Source organism: Halanaerobaculum tunisiense (assembly GCF_054657635.1).
The window spans coordinates 205,585-224,001 of the sequence record NZ_BAAHYI010000002.1; the positions used below are offsets into that span (position 1 = coordinate 205,585).

At 39.8% G+C, this 18,417-nt stretch carries 17 protein-coding genes; all 17 read left to right on the forward strand.

From position 1 onward, the window contains the following. Positions 1-22: 22 nt before the first annotated feature. Positions 23-2,272, forward strand: coding sequence for an LPS-assembly protein LptD (locus ACYQ3D_RS02595; RefSeq protein WP_459835897.1), 2,250 nt, complete (start codon positions 23-25; stop codon positions 2,270-2,272). Then, positions 2,259-2,828: an LPS export ABC transporter periplasmic protein LptC gene (lptC, locus tag ACYQ3D_RS02600; protein WP_459835899.1), complete on the forward strand. Its 570-nt coding sequence runs from the start codon at positions 2,259-2,261 to the stop codon at positions 2,826-2,828. The genes ACYQ3D_RS02595 and lptC overlap by 14 nt, the downstream gene beginning before the upstream one ends. Beyond that, positions 2,809-3,435 (forward strand): LptA/OstA family protein, encoded by a 627-nt coding sequence (locus ACYQ3D_RS02605; RefSeq protein ID WP_459836087.1) that lies wholly within the window; start codon positions 2,809-2,811, stop codon positions 3,433-3,435. The genes lptC and ACYQ3D_RS02605 overlap by 20 nt, the downstream gene beginning before the upstream one ends. 135 nt (positions 3,436-3,570) lie before the next feature. Next, complete coding sequence (locus tag ACYQ3D_RS02610) at positions 3,571-5,958, forward strand: hypothetical protein (protein ID WP_459835901.1); 2,388 nt, start codon at positions 3,571-3,573, stop codon at positions 5,956-5,958. A gap of 9 nt (positions 5,959-5,967) precedes the next feature. Continuing rightward, positions 5,968-6,699, forward strand: a complete 732-nt coding sequence (locus ACYQ3D_RS02615; protein ID WP_459835903.1) for an amino acid ABC transporter ATP-binding protein — start codon at positions 5,968-5,970, stop codon at positions 6,697-6,699. A 171-nt stretch (positions 6,700-6,870) separates the two neighbouring features. Next, positions 6,871-7,707: a UDP-3-O-acyl-N-acetylglucosamine deacetylase gene (gene lpxC / locus ACYQ3D_RS02620; RefSeq protein ID WP_459835905.1), complete on the forward strand. Its 837-nt coding sequence runs from the start codon at positions 6,871-6,873 to the stop codon at positions 7,705-7,707. A gap of 2 nt (positions 7,708-7,709) precedes the next feature. Continuing rightward, positions 7,710-8,150, forward strand: coding sequence for a 3-hydroxyacyl-ACP dehydratase FabZ (gene fabZ, locus ACYQ3D_RS02625; protein WP_459835907.1), 441 nt, complete (start codon positions 7,710-7,712; stop codon positions 8,148-8,150). Positions 8,151-8,162: 12 nt separating this feature from the next. Further along, entirely contained in the window at positions 8,163-8,978 is an 816-nt protein-coding gene (gene lpxA, locus ACYQ3D_RS02630) for an acyl-ACP--UDP-N-acetylglucosamine O-acyltransferase (RefSeq protein WP_459835909.1), read from the forward strand. A 47-nt stretch (positions 8,979-9,025) separates the two neighbouring features. After that, positions 9,026-9,832, forward strand: a complete 807-nt coding sequence (locus tag ACYQ3D_RS02635; RefSeq protein ID WP_459835911.1) for an LpxI family protein — start codon at positions 9,026-9,028, stop codon at positions 9,830-9,832. A 63-nt stretch (positions 9,833-9,895) separates the two neighbouring features. Continuing rightward, positions 9,896-11,044 carry a lipid-A-disaccharide synthase gene (lpxB, locus tag ACYQ3D_RS02640; RefSeq protein ID WP_459835912.1) on the forward strand — a complete coding sequence of 383 codons (1,149 nt, stop codon included), beginning with the start codon at positions 9,896-9,898 and terminating at the stop codon, positions 11,042-11,044. Beyond that, complete coding sequence (locus ACYQ3D_RS02645; protein ID WP_459835914.1) at positions 11,031-12,770, forward strand: ABC transporter ATP-binding protein; 1,740 nt, start codon at positions 11,031-11,033, stop codon at positions 12,768-12,770. Before lpxB ends, ACYQ3D_RS02645 begins: the two co-directional genes overlap by 14 nt. Before the next feature lie 8 nt (positions 12,771-12,778). Further along, on the forward strand, positions 12,779-13,402 hold the full coding sequence (locus ACYQ3D_RS02650; RefSeq protein ID WP_459835916.1) for a lysophospholipid acyltransferase family protein: 624 nt from the start codon (positions 12,779-12,781) through the stop codon (positions 13,400-13,402). 2 nt (positions 13,403-13,404) lie between these two features. Next, positions 13,405-14,529, forward strand: a complete 1,125-nt coding sequence (gene lpxK, locus ACYQ3D_RS02655; RefSeq protein WP_459835918.1) for a tetraacyldisaccharide 4'-kinase — start codon at positions 13,405-13,407, stop codon at positions 14,527-14,529. Beyond that, a complete protein-coding gene (gene kdsB / locus ACYQ3D_RS02660; RefSeq protein WP_459835920.1) occupies positions 14,526-15,248 on the forward strand; it encodes a 3-deoxy-manno-octulosonate cytidylyltransferase in 723 nt (240 codons plus the stop codon). Before lpxK ends, kdsB begins: the two co-directional genes overlap by 4 nt. A 307-nt stretch (positions 15,249-15,555) precedes the next feature. Then, positions 15,556-16,386, forward strand: a complete 831-nt coding sequence (kdsA, locus tag ACYQ3D_RS02665) for a 3-deoxy-8-phosphooctulonate synthase (RefSeq protein ID WP_459835922.1) — start codon at positions 15,556-15,558, stop codon at positions 16,384-16,386. A 173-nt stretch (positions 16,387-16,559) separates the two neighbouring features. Next, complete coding sequence (locus ACYQ3D_RS02670; protein ID WP_459835924.1) at positions 16,560-17,549, forward strand: KpsF/GutQ family sugar-phosphate isomerase; 990 nt, start codon at positions 16,560-16,562, stop codon at positions 17,547-17,549. Positions 17,550-17,840: 291 nt separating this feature from the next. Then, positions 17,841-18,338 carry a KdsC family phosphatase gene (locus tag ACYQ3D_RS02675; protein WP_459835927.1) on the forward strand — a complete coding sequence of 166 codons (498 nt, stop codon included), beginning with the start codon at positions 17,841-17,843 and terminating at the stop codon, positions 18,336-18,338. The last annotated feature ends 79 nt before the right edge of the window (positions 18,339-18,417 follow it).

Below are 18,417 nucleotides of genomic sequence, written 5' to 3' on the forward strand. Positions count from 1 at the left end.
ACTAGTAATTAAAATAGTTAAGGTGGTAGCTAGTAGTTTATGTAGTCTATTATTGCTATTAGTGCTGACTAATTCTAGCTGGGCGGCTGAAGCAGGAGTTAATCTGCAGGCAGAACAAGTTACCTACCAACGAGATCAGGAGTTGATTATAGCTACTGGAGAGGCTCATTTACAAGCTCCAGAGATTGAATTAGAGGCTAATCGAATCGAGATTAATCTCAAACAGAATCAACTAGTAGCAAAGGGCCAAGTTACGACTAACAGAGATACTACAGAGTATACTAGTCAGCGTGTGGAGTACGATCTAGAGACAGACCAAGGGGTTTTTATTGATTCCCAGGGAACTTTTACTAGTGCTAGTCTCAATAGTCCTCTTTATCTCCAGACTCCTAAAACAGACTATAGTCCCCAACAGAGTAAGTTATCCACTCCGCAGTTTACTAGTTGTGAGTTAGAAGAACCTCATTATCATTTTCAAGCCCAGCAGATGGTAATTTATCCTGGGGATAGGATCGTTGCTTATCACGCTAGTTTCTGGGAGTTTAATGGTCAAATACCTCTTTTTTACTGGCCTATTTTAGTTTATTCTCTCCAGCATAACCAACAAGTCTTCCAGCCTCAGCTAGGTTATAATCGGCAGAAAGGTTGGTTTGTGAAGACGACTTATAATTATTACTTGGAGTCTGATTTTGGTCAGTTATATGTTGATTATTTTAGTGAGTTAGGTTGGGCTATAGGAGCTAAGCACTATTATAAAAACCTAGAGGATGATCGGGCTAGTTTATATCTCTATCTAGAACAGGATCGCCAACATCCTAAGCAAAGTCCTTGGGTTAATTTTAGTTTTGAGCGTCATTATGAGACTGAGCAGACAAACCGAGATCTAACTTTGGATTATCAAGACCACTATGGAGATTATCTATCTCAGCCTCAGAAAGCCCACCAAGTTGAGCTTGCTTTTGATCAACAGCTTGACTTAGGTAACTGGGAAACAGCACTAGGGCTGGATTATAATCGCAATCAAAGTTACAATCATCACCTGGATCTGCAGCTAGGTCTGGACAAGCTTCCCAGGGAACCGACTGCTGATAGATTTGATCTGGATCTGGATTATAGTTACGAAGAGCAGCCTAGTAGTAGACTAGATGACTATCAAGCCCAGTTGGAGTATCAGACTTATTTAACTGATGATTTATCTTTAAATTATGATTATACTTATAATTACCGTCGGGAAGAGGAAACTAAAAGTTGGGATTATGATACTAGTCTACAGTTACAAGAAACGCAGCCTAGTTATGAATGGTGGTTAGGTACTAGTCTCCAACGAACTGAGGAAGAGATAGATTATTATAATCTTCCAGAGGGGGAAGTGACAGTTAAGCCTGGTGTTATTTGGTCGGCTGAAATCTGGGATCCCTTAGAAGTAACACTAGGGGGAGTTAATAAGTATCAAGTTGATTGGCCTGCGGCTAAGCAACATGGTTATTATCAACTGGATTACAGTGATTACTTTCAGTTAGGGAAGTATAATAACATTTATTATGATCAGCAATTTCAACAGAATATGTATAGTACTGACCATCTTAACTGGTCTTATAGTAATGATTTTAACTTACAGACCCGACTGCCAGCTGGCTGGTCTAATCGAGTGACTTATGATTATCAGACAGTCTCTAATTCTGCGCCGGAAGGCTTTTTTACTCCTGATGAGAAACACCAGATCACAGAGAAGTTAAGTTGGCACCAAGGAGAGAGTGATTTCTATATTAAATCAGGTTATGACTTAGTAACAGGAGAGTATGATGATTTAACTAGTGAAGTAGAGTATTCCCGGGAACATTATAGTTTAGAAGCAGTCACTGAGTATGATTTAAACGAACAACAGTTTAATGAATCGGCTACTTCCTTAACAGTGGATTATGATCGTTTGCAGTATGATACAGCAGCTCGGTGGGATTTAAATACTGGTTCTTTAGTCCAGTGGGATAATAGTTTACAGTTTAAAGTAGGTCGGAGTGCTAGACAATGGCAGGTGGAGGTAAATAGTAGCTATGATTTAGCTGACCAGAAGTTTAAAGAAGCTAATCTGGAACTGGCTAAGAGATTACACCGTCGTAAGTTGACTGTAGCCTATAATCATCTCCAAGAAGAAGTCTGGGTGCAGTATCAGATCTTAGCCTTCTCTGACAAAGGACTTAAATTAGGAACTGGATCTGAGGGAGAGATGTTATTTGATAGTGATCTAGGGAGGATTTTAGATGAAGTGGAGTAAGAAATTAAGTTGGTTACTTGTTATACTAGTCGTTGGCTTAGGAGGTATTATATTCTGGACCCAATCAAATCAGTCCTCGAGCCAGAAGCCTGCTGCTGACTATCAGTATCAGGTAGCTAAACCTAAATTAGTTACTTATTATCAAGGGGCTAAAAGATGGGATCTAAAGGCTGCTTCCATTATCGAACCTAAGAGAGAAGAAAAAGACAGCCGGATTATTCTCCAAGAAATTAAGCAGGGGAAGTTATTTAGGAATGGCCAACTAAGCTATCAGTTAACAGCGGATAAAATTATTTATCAACCCCAGGCTGGGCAAGCTAAATTACAAGGCAATGTTACTCTTCAGGAGGTAGAGGGCTTAGAGATTACTACTGATCGACTCCTTTGGTCAGCCCAAGAAGATAGTTTACAGACAACTAGTGGGGTGCAAGTTAACTTAGAAGCAGGCGAATTAACAGCCCAAGAGATGGTAGTTGATCTGAACCAGAAGGAGTTTGATTTTACTGGTCAGGTGGAGATGACCTTCGAGATTGGAGGTGAGAATCATCAAGAATAAACAGTTAATTGTAGGCTTGATCTGGCTTATCTTAGTGAGTAGCCCTGTAGTTGCTGCTCAGACAGGCCAGCTAAAATCGGATCATCTTAAGTACAATAAGCAGGAGAATGTTTTACTTGCTACTGCTAATGTTCAATTAGATTATAGTGGCCAACAGATAACAGCCCAGCAACTGAAGCTGGATCGGGAGCAACAGGTAGCTTACTTTAGCAAGCAGGTCCATCTAATAGGCAGTGAACAGGAGATCTGGAGTCAGAAATTAGAGTATGATCTTCAGGAAGAGATCTTAATAGCTAGCCAAGAAGTAGAACTAGTCTCCCAGAAACAAAACAAAGAGTTTCGGTTAACTAGTGCTTATTTAAAGCTGTGGACGACTAGTAATGATTTAGTGGCTAAACAGGATGTCCAACTGGATTATGATGGTCAACAGATCAAAGGTCAGCGACTAGAGTATAATGCACCAGAAGAAGAGATAGTTGTCACCGACCAAGCTGAGATAAAAGAAGATGGTAACTGGATTGCAGCCCAAAAGGTAGTTATTTCTTTAGCTGATAATACTATAGATGCTACTGGAGCAGTAGAGATGGAGTTTGAGATAACAGAATAATTTTGTTTAAAAAATGTCTGTTTGTTAAATAATAAGTATAAACAGGTATAAATTTACTAGATTATCCAGTTCTTATTTTGGAGGAGCTGTTTACTCTCTAGTGGCTTGATGATATAATTTGAGGAGGATAGATAAGTGCCTCTTTTGCAATCCAACTTTAAGATAGATATAATAAGGTTAATCATAGCTACTATTGTAGTAGGAGCTTTATTATCACTAGTGGTAGGTTATATTAGTGATTTTTATTTTGGGAACTTAGTATCTAATCTAATAGGTGGCTATGGTGAGTATGATCTGCTATTAGTTGTAGACCAGCAACAACAGCAACAAGCTAAGCAAGAACTGCAACAGATTATCAATGATAAATTAGCTGGATCAAAGTTAATGACAGGAGTTAGTTTAGTTGGCAGGACTAATTTTTTTATTAAGTTAGCTCCTGAGTATAAAACGCGTTCTACTTTATTGAAGATTAAGGACTATTTTACCCCAGTAACTGGATTAGAGAATGTTTCTTTAATCATCCAGCCTAGGATTACGATTAGAGGTTTAAAGAAAAAAGCTAACTCTTATTTAGAACCACAGATTAATTCTTTACCGGGAGTGGATTATACTCTGCCCCAAGAAGATAAGTTAGAGGTGGTGGTGACTACTCCCGAGCGGTTAGCAGAGGTTAAAGAAAAAATCACTACTATTTTAGAGAAAAATCAAGTTTTATCAGTTAGATTCCCAATTGCCTCTGAGCCCGAGCGGATAGTAGAGTTAGGGGAGCAGGTGACAACTCAATTACAACAGGAGTTTACTTCTGATATTGTCAATATTACTGCTACTGGGCGAGAGGATTTAGAAGCTTTGCTGAAAACAATGACGGAGATGAAGCAGTTTTTAGCTAGTTATACTAGTCGGATTACTATTCAAGTCAAGCCCCAAATTGAGTTAGCAGTTGAGGATAAATTAGTTGTTCCTAGCCAACAAGGGGGCCAAGTCCAATTGCGAGTTACTGCAGTAGATGATGACCAAGCCCAAGCAATTGTTACTGATGGGGATAGCCGAGCTATTCTAGGCGATCAAGCCTATCAACCTCAAGCTGAACAATTAGGGCCTGCTGTAGGTAATATCGAGGTGCATAATCCTCGTCAGCAGTTAGCCTATGCTACTAACCAATTAGTTAAACTAATGCCTAATTTGCAGAGTATTTTCCAGCAGTCAGAAGAGTTGTTAGGCCAGTTAGTAGAACTTAGTTCTCTTTTGCAGCAGGCTCGAGAATCTTTAGTCCAGATTAAGCTGTTAAATCAGCAACTAACTACCTACCAACAGGATATTTCTGAGGTGGAGTTTACTCAATTACAGCAGGCGGTAGCTGACTTAGAACAGAATCTAGCTTGGTTGGCTGAAGTGGCGCAAGCTTTGGATGTAATTCAGGGAGTACTGACTGATTTAAACTCTCAGTTAGAGAGTATTAATCGGCAGTTAGAACAAGCTAGTCAGCAGTTGGCCCCAGGAACTCCTTACTACCAGCAAGTACAGAACTTACGACAGACTATTGGTCAGTTAGCTACTAGTTTAGAAGAAAATAGTAGTCCACTTATTGCCTATATTAATCGCTATAATCCAGTATTACAAGAGGTAACTGCTTGGCGAGAACAAGTCAGTCAACTACGTGGTTTATTGGCTACAGCAGATACAATTGAAGAATTGGACCTAGAGGCTAGGCTGAAGGAAGTAATTAATCCTCAATTAATAGAGAAGGTTAATAATTTGGATACTGCTACTTTGAAGACTGATTTAAACCAGTTAGAAACTAGAATTGAGCAGTTAAGAAGTGTTGATTTTCCTGCTATTATTAATGAGTTACAGTCTATTCAACAGTCTCTGCCCCAGCTTAAAGATGAGGAGATTACTGCTACGATAGATTTGATTGACGAATATCTAGCAGGTAAGGTGATTCCTGGTTCAGAGATTGGACTGATTTTGCCGGCGCAGGGGATTGACTTAGACCAAGTTAAGAGGAAAATCCAAGCTTTAATCCCCCACCAAGTCTCGTTTACTAGTGCTCAGTTAGGAATTATCAGTCCTAATTATAGAGCTCAGGTCTACCAGATTCTAAGCGAGATAAAGATGATTTTGGCAGCTTTAACAGCTATTTTAATTACTCTTTTTTCTCTTTTATTTGATCATACTGTGGTGATTAATTCTTTGCGTTTATGGCAGGGAGCTAGAAGCTGGTATGCTGACTTTGGTTTATATTATGGAGTGTTAGTTGGAGGTGGGATGTTAGGGGCTATCTTTGGACTAGCCAGTATTGATCTACCTTATATTGCCTGGTGGCAAGTTGTTTTATTCGGGATGAGTTTAGGATTCTTTACTGTCTATAAAGCTAGTAGCTTAAATCCTATTACAGTAACTGAGTTCCAGGCCGGACGTGCTTTAGGTTTAAGTTATGCTGAGATTATGCGCCAGATTATAATTCCCGCTGGTAAACCTGGCTTGTTACAATTTTTTAATCGCTCTAAAACTTATTTTTAAGGAGTAATTATGTTACAGGTAACAGATTTAAGGAAAAGTTATGGAGCTGAAGAGGTGTTGAGAGGAGTTAACTTTACTGTCCAACGAGGCCAGACAGTAGCTATTATGGGGCCAAGCGGTTGTGGGAAATCAACTACTATTCGGTGTTTAAATCGTTTAACAGAACCTGATAGCGGAGAGATTATCTTCCAAGGGGAGTCTGTGCTGGAGTTATCTTTGAGTCACCTGTTAAAGTTGCGCCAGCGGATAGGATTTGTCTTTCAAAACTTTAATTTGATCCAGCATTTAACAGCCTTCCAGAATGTTATGTTACCTTTATTTAAGTTTAACTTAACTGCTCAAGAAAGGAAGGATCAAGCTGTAGCTGCCTTAAAAAGAGTTAAATTAAAGAAACAAGCTACAAGTTATCCAGCTCAGTTAAGTGGGGGCCAACAACAACGGGTAGGTATGGCTCGAGCTTTGGTTATTGAACCAAATCTTTTGTTATTAGATGAACCAACTGCTTCCTTAGATCCTATTTTAGTTAAGGAAGTACTAGAGGTTATCGAAAGGATAACTAAAACCCAACAGCGGGCTGTAGTGTTAGTTACTCATGAAGTATCCTTTGCTTTACAAGTAGCAGATGTGATTTTGCTGTTAGATGAAGGACAAGTAGTAGAGCAAGGAAGTCCAGAAACTATTTTTACTAATCCTCAATCAGAGGTAGGCCGTAAGTATAAGGAATTATTGGAGTACTATTAGTAGTTTATAGTGTATAGTTTACAGTTGATAGTTGATAGTTAAAAGCAAGTTCAAAGTTTTTAGTGTGAGTGTGGGTGTGAGTGTGAGTAACTTCAAATTCTAAAATTATTTTAGAATTTACTCCCCCCCACACTCATTACCCACACTTTTCAAATAAAGGAGGAGCCAAGTTTGCGGCAGCAACAGACTATAGAAACAGAATTTAGCTATACAGGTACTGGCTTACATACAGGAGAAGAAGTGACTATTGTTTGTAAGCCACTAGCTGCTAACGAAGGAATCAAGTTTAAACGAGTTGATTTAGATAAGCAACCTACAGTAGAAGCCAGGATAGAGAATGTAGTCTCTACTAAGCGGTGTACTACTGTAGGTCAAGATAAATGGCAAATCAATACTATAGAACATTTAATGTCAGCTTTATATGCTTTAGGAATTGATAATCTCTTAATTGAATTAGATGCCAATGAGCCTCCTGTCACTGATGGTAGTGCGCAAGTGTTTTATCAGTTATTAACAGAGGCAGGGGTGAAGAAGCAAGCTGCTAGCAAAGAAGTTTATCAAGTTACAGAGCCAATTCAGATTAGGCAAGATGATCAGTATTTAGTCTTGTTACCAGCTGAGGAGTTTCAGGTTAGTTATACCTTTGTGGGCCATCATGCCGGGTTAACTGACCAGTTTGCTGAGTTTAGTTTTACTAGGGCTGATTATGAAACAGAGATTGCTCCCGCTAGGACTTTTGGTCTGGCTAAAGAAATAGAAAAACTACAGAAGGCTGGACTAGCCTTAGGAGGTAGTCTGGAGAATGCCATTTTGGTAGATGAGACAGGTCCAGTTAATCAGCTAAGATTTGCTAAGGAATTTGCGCGACATAAGATTTTGGATGTAATTGGTGATTTTAAATTAGTGCCTGAATTTAAGGGGCATATTATGGCTGTTAGGTCAGGTCATAAACTAAATTCACTATTAGCTCATAAAATCAAATCTAAACTTACTAAGGGGGAATTATAAGCATGGAAGAAGTAATGGATATTAATGAAATTAAAGAAGTTTTACCACATCGGTATCCGTTTTTGTTAGTGGATAAAGTTTTGGAGGTAGAACCAGGCGGCAAGACAATAGGCGTCAAGAATGTAACTGCTAATGAGGATTTCTTTAATGGTCACTTTCCTGATCATCCGATTATGCCAGGAGTATTGATTGTAGAAGCTATGGCTCAGGTAGCAGGGATTAGTCTGTTGGCTACAGTAGATAATTCGGAGGAAAAGGTGCCTTATTTTGGTCGGATCAATGATGCTCGTTTTAGACAACCAGTTCAACCAGGCGATCAGTTGATTATGGAGATAGAAGTTACTAAACTAAGAGGAAGCATAGGGAAAGTAGCAGCCCAAGCTCTAGTTGATGATGAAGTTGTAGCAGAGGCTACTTTAACTTGCTTTATTCAGGATAAATAAGGAGGGGATAAGATGATTAACGGACAAGATAACATAGCCCACTTAAATAATGGCGGCCAGATCCACCAGACAGCTGTTGTTCATCCTGAGGCTAAAATTGGGGATGAGGTAAAGATTGGCCCTTATGCTGTGATTGATGAACATGTAGAGATTGGAGCCGGCACAGAAGTTGGCTCACATACTGTGATTAAAGGCTGGACTAAAATTGGTCAGAATAATAAGATTTTTAATGGGGCTTCTATTGGCCAAGTGCCTCAGGATTTAAAATTCGATGGAGAAAAAAGTTTTGTTGAGATAGGAGATGACAATACTATTAGAGAGTTTGTTACTATCCACCGGGGAACTGAGGAGGGTAGTGGCTTAACTAAGATTGGTAATAATAATTTGATTATGGCTTATTGTCATGTAGCTCATGATTGTCATCTGAGCAATGATATCATCATGTCCAACTCGGCCCAATTAGCTGGCCATGTGATAGTGGAGGATGCTGCTGTAATTGGTGGTTTAGCTGGCGTACATCAGTTTGTTAGAATCGGTGAGATGTCTATGGTAGGCGCTAGTTCCAAGGCAGTTAAGGATGTTCCTCCTTATATACTAGTTGATGGTCATCCAGCTAGTGTCAATGGAATCAATATTGTAGGTTTAAGGAGAAATGAGGTTGCTCCAGAAATAAGACGGAAGATTAAACAAGCTTATAAAATTCTGTATCGTTCTAACTTAAATACTAATCAAGCTATTGAAGAAATGGAAGAAGAGCTAGATAATAGTCCTAAGATAGAACATTTCTTACGCTTTTTACGTAATGCTCAGCGAGGTATCTGTAGGTAAAATAATTGATAATTGATAATTGTCAATTTAGAATTAGGAGGGAGAACATGGCTCACTTAGGATTGATAGCTGGTAACGGTCAGTTACCAGTTTTATTTGCTCAAGCTATGCAAGAAGAAGATTATGAATTAACAGTAATTACTGTTACGCCTCAGGCAGAGACGGCTCAACTACAGCAGCTAGCTGATTCTGTCTATCAGATTGAGGTAGGACAGCTAGATCAGATAATTACTACTCTCCAACAAGCTCAGCTAGAACAGGTTATTATGTTAGGCAAGGTAACTAAGGAGTTATTATACCAGGGAGTTAGTCTAGATGCTAGATTCCAAAAGTTATTAGCTAATCTAGAAGAGAAGAATGATGATGCTATTATGCTGGCTATAGTCCAGGAATTACAACAAGCAGGGTTAGAAGTGATTGACCAGACCAAGTGGATCCAGAAGTTATTGCCGCAAGCTGGTACTCTAACCGAGGTTGAGCCAACTGAAGCTGTACTAGCCGATATGGAGTATGGCTTTAAGATGGCTAAAGAGATTGGTAGATTGGATATTGGCCAGACAGTAGTTGTTAAAGACCAAGCAGTTATGGCAGTCGAAGCAATTGAAGGTACTGATCAAGCTATCTTGCGGGGTGGAGAGTTAGGCCAGCAGGAAGTTGTAGTAGCTAAGGTAAGTAAACCAGAGCAGGACTTAAGATTTGATATTCCTACTATTGGTCTTCAAACTATAGAACAGCTAATAGAAGTGGCAGCGCAAGGGTTAGTAATTGAAGCTAATAAGACTTTTATTGTTAAGCAGACTGAGGTTCTTAAAAAAGCCAATCAGGCGGGGCTACCAATTGTAGCACTTGATTAGGTATTCTGCTTTTAATTTAGAGATTAAAGAGTTATAATTACTTTTAGTAGGGTTGGTGGTTTGATGAAGAAGGTATTAGTTGTGGCTGGAGAAGCATCAGGAGATATGCATGCTGCTGAGGTAATCCAGCAGATTAAGAAATTAGATTCTACTGTAGATGCTTTTGGGTTTGGTGGCCCGCGGATGAAGAAAGCAGGAGTAGAGATTATTTATGATCCGACTGAATTAAGTACTATTGGTTTTCTGGAAGCCGTTAAGCATCTGCGCTTAATGTATCAAAAACTAAACCAACTAGAAGAAGTGATGAAAGAAAGACAGCCTGATGTTGTCTTTTTAGTTGATTATTCTGGTTTCAATATGAAGGTTGCTAAGAGAGCTCATAAATTAGACATCCCAATTGTTAATTATTTTGCTCCTTCGGCTTGGGTCTGGGGCCAATGGCGGGCCAACAAGATGGCTCAGTATGAAGCTAAGATTGCTTCTGTCTTTCCTATGGAACAGAAAGTCTACCAGGAGGCAGGAGCAGAGGTTGAATTTGTAGGTCATCCTTTATTAGATATGGTAGAAGCTGAGTTAGCCCCGCAGGAGTTTGCTACAGCCTTTGGGATTGATCAAGATCAGCAGTTAATTGGTCTCCTACCAGGCAGTCGCAGCCAAGAGATAGATAGTCTCTTAGAGCCGATGTTACAAGCAGCAGCCAGGATTAGCCAGAACCAAACTAGTCAGTTTTTGTTACCTGTAGCAGAGACGATTTCTAAGTCCCGATTAGAAGCTCAAGTTGAGGAGTACGATCTAGATCTTAAGTTAATTCCGCAACACTCTTATGAAGTAATGGAGATAGCAGATTTATTACTAGTTGCTTCGGGGACGGCTACCTTAGAAGCAGCTTGTTTTGGGACGCCAATGGTAATTGCCTATCAGACTTCCTGGACTACTTATTTAGCTGGGAAGTTACTGGTTCAGTTACCTTATGTAGGCTTACCTAATATTATTGCTGATAAAGAGATAGTACCAGAATTACTGCAAACAGAAGTAACAGGGGCCAACTTAGCCCAGGAAGCTAAGGAGATCCTTAATTCTCCTGCTAGACAAGCCCAGATAGAAGAAGATTTAGCTGAAGTTGTAGTTGATCTAGGAGATAGTGGAGCAATAAACAGAGTAGCCCAGTTAGTGTTAGCTACAGGAGGTAATAGCAGAAATGAAGCTAGCTAAACGTGTTCTTAGTTATATTAAGCCTTATAAAGGGCGGTTAGCTCTAGCAATAGTAGCTATGATATCGCATGCTTTATTACAAGTTTTCTTTATTGAAAAATTTCAGAATTTAATTGATACAATTATTCGTGGGTTAGAAAAAGGGGAGGCTACGTTAGGCGAGTTAAACTTAATTGTAATTGCTATGTTCTTTATCTTTCTGTTTCGTGGTATCTCGCAGTACGGAGAGAAGTATTTAACAGCCTATGTCTCCCAGAATTCAATTAAAGATTTACGAGATGATTTATATCAGCATTTACAGCATCTATCTTTGGATTTTTATTCAGAGAATAAGACTGGAGAAATTATGTCTCGAGCTACTAATGATGTCGGAAAATTGCAGGGAGCTATTGCTTCGGGAGCTATCGGTATTTTTAGTAAAGTATTTCAGCTAACAGCAGGGATTGGTAAGTTGTTGTATGATAATTGGCGGTTAACTCTAATATCCTTTATTGTTTTTCCATTTATTGGTTATGTCATTGATCGTTTTAACCGCAGAATTAGAAAAGTTAGTAAACGGGCCCAAGTTAAGATAGCAGATATTTCTGATATTCTCCAGGAAACTATTACTGGAGTTAGAGTAGTTAAGTCCTTTGGTCGTGAGGAATACGAATACGAACGATTTCAGGAAGAAAACTATGCTAACTTCCGGGCCAACTTGAAGAACTCGCAACTAAAAGCAACTCTAACGCCAATTACCGAGTTGCTAGCTGCTATGTCCTTTATTTTTGTCCTCTGGTATGGAGGCCAAGAAGTAGTAGCTGGTAAGATGTCTCCCGGAGAGTTGATAGGTTTCTTTACTCTGTTGATGATTATTACTAATCCTTTGAAAGGAATTACTAGACTATCCAGTACAATCCAACGTGCTCTAGCAGCAGCAGAAAGAATCTTTGCTATTATAGATATTGAACCTACTGTTCAGGATGCTCCTGATGCCCAACCGCTCGAGGAAGTTAGAGGAGATGTTGAGTTTAATGATGTTTCCTTTAGATATGAATCTGATGATGAGTGGGCGCTCAAGGATATCAACTTGGAAGCGCAAGCGGGGCAGATGGTAGCTTTAGTAGGTCCTAGTGGAGCTGGGAAATCAACTTTGGTTAATTTAGTACCTCGGTTTCATGACCCCGAGCAAGGTGTAGTTTCCATAGATGGGGTTGATGTTAAACAATTAACTTTAGATTCCTTACGGGAGAAGATAGGTATTGTGCCTCAAGAGACAATCTTATTTGGAGGTACTATTGAGGATAATATTCTCTATGGTGATCTCCAAGCTAGTTCCGAGGAAGTTATCCAAGCTGCAAAAGCAGCTAATGCTCATGACTTTATTATGGACTTTCCTGATGATTACCAGACTGAACTTGGTGAACGAGGAATTGGTTTATCGGGAGGGCAAAAACAGCGAATAGCTATTGCCCGGGCAATTCTCAATGATCCGGAGATCCTGATCTTAGATGAAGCTACTTCAGCTTTAGATACAGAATCAGAAGCATTAGTTCAGGAAGCTCTGGAAAGACTAATGGAGGAGCGGACTACTTTTGTAATTGCTCATCGGTTATCTACTGTTCTAAATGCTGATCGGATTGTAGTTATGGAAGAGGGCCAGATAGTAGAAACAGGGACTCATGAACAACTCTTAGATCACGGTGGGGTCTACCAAGGTCTCTATCAAGCCCAGTTTGATAAGTAGGTGATAGGATGAAAGAAAAAATGATTCCCTGGTTAGCCTATTGGTTATCCCGATTGACTAATGGTAGCTTACGGTTACAAGTTAAAGGTAGAGACCAAGTAACTAAGTTACAAAAGTCTAACCAACAGATTATCTTTGCTATGTGGCATGGTCACTTATGGTTGCCTGTCTATTATCTAGCTGATAAGGATTATGTAGCTTTGGCTAGTAGAAGTGATGATGGAGAGTATATCAGTCGCGTGTTAGCTAAATTCGGTTGGGAAGTAGTGCGGGGTTCAACTTCTAGAGGCGGGGCTCGTTCTTTATTACAACTAGTTAAAAAGTTAAGAGCAGGAAAAAATATAGCAATTACTCCTGATGGGCCCCGGGGACCACGCCATCAAGTTAAATCTGGTGTTTTATATTTGGCCCAGAAGACAGATAGTGTGATTATTCCTCTTGGAGTTGCTTTTAACCGGAAGAAAGTTTTTAGTAGTTGGGATCAGTTTGAATTACCTTATCCGTTTACTAAAAGTGCCCTTGTTTACGGAAGACCTATAGAGATAACAGAAGTTAATCAAGCAGCTCAGCAGCAACTCCAAACAGGATTGACAACAGCAGTTGCTGAGGCGGAAGAAATGTTGGAGGCTTAATTATGGATCTAGAAAATTATTTATTAGAAGTAGTTACTGGAGAGCGAGAAGGCCCCCTAACTAAAGTTATTTTAGTAGTCTTAACTGTCTTGTCTAAAGTTTATCAGATAGGAATCTGGAGTAGAGCTAAGATCTATGATCTAGGATTGAAGAACAGAGAGGAATTATCGACTCCAGTAATTAGTGTGGGAAATATCACCGTAGGTGGTACAGGGAAGACACCAGTGGTTAAGATGCTAGCTAACGAGTTAACGCAAGAGGATTACCAGACTGTAGTCTTAAATCGTGGTTATAAAGGTAGTTTAGAAGAGGAAGCAGGGCTTGTCTCTACCAGAAAAGAAGTTTTATTATCAGCCCAAGAAGCTGGTGATGAAGCTTATATGTTAGCTAGTAGTCTACCAGAGGTGCCAGTAGTAGTTGGTTCCCAAAGAAGTAAATCAGGTAAGTTGGCCCAGCAAAAGTTCCAGCCAGATTTTATTATTTTAGATGATGGTTTTCAACACTGGCAATTAGAGCGAGAGTATGATCTAGTGGTAGTAGATGCTACTAATCCTTTTGCTAATGGTCATCTATTACCCCGGGGGCTGTTAAGAGAGTTACCTAGCAGTTTACAACGGGCCGATGCTTTATTGATTACTAAGGCTGATCAGATCTCTAGTCAGGAATTAGAAGAACTTAAAGCAAAGTTAAGAGAATTAAACCAATCAGCTGTTTTGTTGACTAGTAAACACCAGGCTACCTATTTGCGTAGCTTAGCTCAGCAACAACCTAGAGAGATAGATCTAGCAGGAGAAAAGGTGTTAGCTGTCTCGGGGATTGGTAATCCGCAGTCTTTTGCCCAGACTCTTAGTGATTTAGGAGCTGAAGTAGTTAAGGAGTTGAGATTTGCTGATCATCATAGTTATACTAAAGAGGAAATTATGGAGATTTTTAGTGTAGCTTCTGAAGAAGGTATAGAGCGAATCATTACTACTGAAAAGGACGCTGCTAGCATAAATCAAGAACTGGTAGCTGAAATTAATAAACAACAGATTGAATTAGAAGTATTAGGGATTGAGATTGAACTGCTTGATTCTGATCAGGAGTTTGCTAAATTCTTGTCTCAGGTGGAGGGATTACAACAATGAAAGTAGTAGCTATTATTCCAGCTCGTTATGCATCAACCCGGTTACCAGGTAAACCACTCAAAGAGATTGCTGGTCAACCAATGATCCAACATGTCTACGAGAGAACAAACCAAGCTAATCATTTAGATCAGGTAATTGTAGCAACTGATGATCAACGGATTTATAATCAGGTAGCTGATTTTGGTGGTCAGGTAAGAATGACCTCTTCCGAACACCAGACAGGTACTGATCGTTTGGCAGAGGTAGCCCAGGATTTAGAAGCGGAGATTATTGTTAATGTGCAAGGGGATGAACCTTTAATCAGGCCGGAAATGATTGATCAAGCAGTCCAACCTTTAGTAGCTGATAAAACACTTCAAATGAGTACTCTCAAGCAGCTTATCACTGACCAAGCAGAATTAAAGAATCCTAATCTGGTTAAAGTAGTAACTGATAAGAATGATTTTGCCCTTTATTTTTCTCGCGCTCCGATTCCTTATCCCGGCCAGGAAGTAAAGGTTGATTACTATAAGCATATTGGGCTCTATGTTTATCGGCGTAATTTCTTACTGGATTACGCAAATTTAGAACCTACTCCCTTAGAACAACAAGAGTCACTAGAACAATTGCGAGCTTTAGAAAATGGTTACCAGATCAAGGTAGTAGAAACAGAACATAAGTTAGTTGGTGTCGATACGCCTCAGGATTTAGAGCAAGTCAGGGAGTTGTTAGAAGAGTAGCTGTCTGCTGTCTGCTATGTGCTGTGAGCTGTGTGCTGTCTGCTATGTGCTAGTTCAAAATCAAGGTCAAGGTCAAGATCAAGGGCAAGATTAAGGCCGAGGTCGAGATCAAGGGCAAGATCAAGGGCGAGGTTAAGATTAAGCTCTAGGTCGACGGTGAGGCTCAGATTAAGTTCACAAGGCCGAGGTCGAGCAAATTAATCCTTTTGGTTTTAATTGATAATTGATAATTGATAATTGATAATTGATAATTGTAAATTGTAAACTGTAACCTGTAAACTGTAAACTACTACGCGGAGGTGACAAAATGAAGCAAGCAGATGAAGTTAGATTAAATGATGAGATTAAGTTTGGGGCCAACCATCCTTTTGTCCTATTAGCTGGCCCATGTGTGATGGAAAGTGAAGACCATGTGTTAAGAATGGCGGAGAAGTTACAACAGATTACTGCTAAACTAGGGATTCCTTATGTCTTTAAGTCTTCTTATGATAAAGCTAATCGATCTTCAATTGATTCTTATCGCGGGCCAGGCTTAGAACGAGGGTTAGAGATTTTACAGCGAGTTAAAGATGAGTTTGATCTTCCGGTTTTATCTGATGTGCATAGTGTAGAAGAAGCTCAGATAGCTGGCGAAGTACTTGATATCGTGCAGATTCCTGCCTTTTTATCCCGGCAGACAGATTTAGTGACTGCTGTAGGAGAGACAGGCCAGGTAGTTAATGTTAAAAAGGGCCAATTCTTAGCGCCTTGGGATATCGATCAGGTAGTAGAAAAGATTGAAAGCACTGGTAATCAAAGGATTCTGCTAACGGAACGCGGGGCATCTTTTGGTTATAATAATCTAGTTGTTGATATGCGTTCTCTACCCCGGATGAAGGATACTGGTTATCCAGTTGTCTTTGATGCTACCCATAGTGTTCAGTTACCAGGAGGAGCTGGTGATGCTTCAACTGGCGAACGAGAGTATGTACCTTATTTAACTAGAGCTGCTCTAGGAGCAGGGGTTGATTCTATCTTTATGGAGGTCCATGATAAACCAGAAGAAGCATTATGTGATGGGCCAAATATGGTGCGGTTAGAGAACTTAGAAGAGTTACTTAAGCAAGCGCAAAAAATTGATCAGGTGGTTAAGGGGTAGCTGTCAGCGGTCGGCGGTCTGTCGTCGGCTGTCAGCTGTGTGCTATGAGCTGTGAGCTGTGAGCTGTGTGCTCAAGACACACGACACACGCCACATGACACATAGCACACGCCACATGACACATGGCACATGGCACACGCCACACGACACAACTAACTACGGAGGGATTTACAATGTCAGAGTTAGCTAATTTAGATGCGATAAGGATTAAAGAACAAGCTAAGGAAGTATTAGAGATTGAAGCTGAAGCTATTAAAAATTTAGGAAATTCTATCAATGGTGAGTTTGTGGAAGTAGTCCATGAAATCCTATCTTGCTCAGGTCGGTTGATTACAACAGGGATGGGGAAGTCAGGCTTTATTGCTAAGAAGTTAGCAGCTACTTTTTCTAGTATCGGGACTTCTTCTTTCTTTTTACATCCGGCTGAGGCAATTCATGGTGACTTAGGGATGGTTACTGAAGAGGATATTGTCTTAGCAATTTCTAATAGTGGAGAGACTGAGGAAATAATCGATATTTTGCCTGTTATTAAGCGCCTTGGGGCGCAGATAGTAGGAATCACTGGTAATCTAGATTCCACTCTAGCGGATACAGCTGATTATAACTTAGAGGCAGCAGTGGAAGAAGAGGCTTGTCCGCTTGATTTAGCTCCGACTGCTAGTACTACAGCAGCTTTAGCTTTAGGTGATGCTCTAGCTATGACTTTAGTAGAAGCTAAAGGCTTTAAGTCAGAGGATTTTGCTCTTTATCATCCTGGTGGCAGTCTAGGGAAGAAGTTGTTATTGACTGTAGATGATGTTTTACATGTTCGTGAGAGAAATCCAGTCGTCCAGCAGACTGCTACTTTACAGGAAACTTTATTTGAGATGACTTCTACTAGAATGGGCGCCGCTAATATTGTTGCTGAGTCTGGTGAATTAGTGGGGATTATTACTGATGGAGATATCCGACGGCTATTAGAGAATGAAGCTGTGTTATTGACTCAACAAGTCCAGGAAGTAATGACTGCTGATCCGGCTAGTATTACTCCGGATAAACTGGCTGCAGAAGCACTACGGGTTATGCAGGACAAAGAGATCAATGATCTACCTGTTGTCAATCAAGAGGGCCAACCTTTAGGTTTAGTTAACTTCCAGGATCTACTTCAGGCAGGGATTATTTAGGTGTTAGCTGTCTGCTATCAGCTGTCAGTCGTCAGCTGTGTGCTGTGTGCTATGTGCTGTGTGCTGTGAGCTAGTTCAAGATCAAGGTCAAGGTCCGAGGCTAAGGACAAGGCCAAGTTCGAGGCTAAGGTCAAGGTTGAGTTTAAGTTAAAATCAAAATCAAAGACTAAGGCTAAGATTGAGATTGAGTTTAAGTAAATTAATTTTTTATTTAATAATGATTGATAGGGCTTGATTTTAGGGTTTTAATTGTAAATTGTAAATTGATTATATGATTGCGAGGTGAAGGTAATGAAGCAAGAGTTAGAGGAGCAAGCCTCCAGAATAAAGTTATTCATCACTGATGTTGATGGTGTGTTGACTGATGGGCGGATTGTGTTAGGTAATAACGGCGAAGAGTTTAAATTCTTTCATGTCCAAGATGGCATGGGGATTAAGTTGGCCCAAGAAGCAGGAATTAAAACAGCAATTATCACTGGTCGAGAGTCTCAATTAGTGGCGCGTAGAGCAGAGGAGTTAGCAATTACTGAAGTCCACCAAAATATTAAAGATAAGTTAGGTGTTTTTGCTAACTTATTAGATGAGTATGAGATTTCTAGGCAAGAAGTAGCTTATATTGGAGATGATGTTAATGATTTACCTATTCTCCAAGAAGTAGGGTTGGCTTTAACAGTTGCTAATGGAGTTGAACAAGTAAAAGCAGAAGTTGATTATGTTACCAATCGACAAGGTGGCGAAGGAGCAGTGAGAGAAGCAGTTGAGTTAATTTTAGCAGCACAAAGTCAATAATTCAGTTTATAGTTTATAGTTGATAATTGATAGTTAAACTTTATTAGGATCCTATTAATGCAAGATATCTTCTGATTAT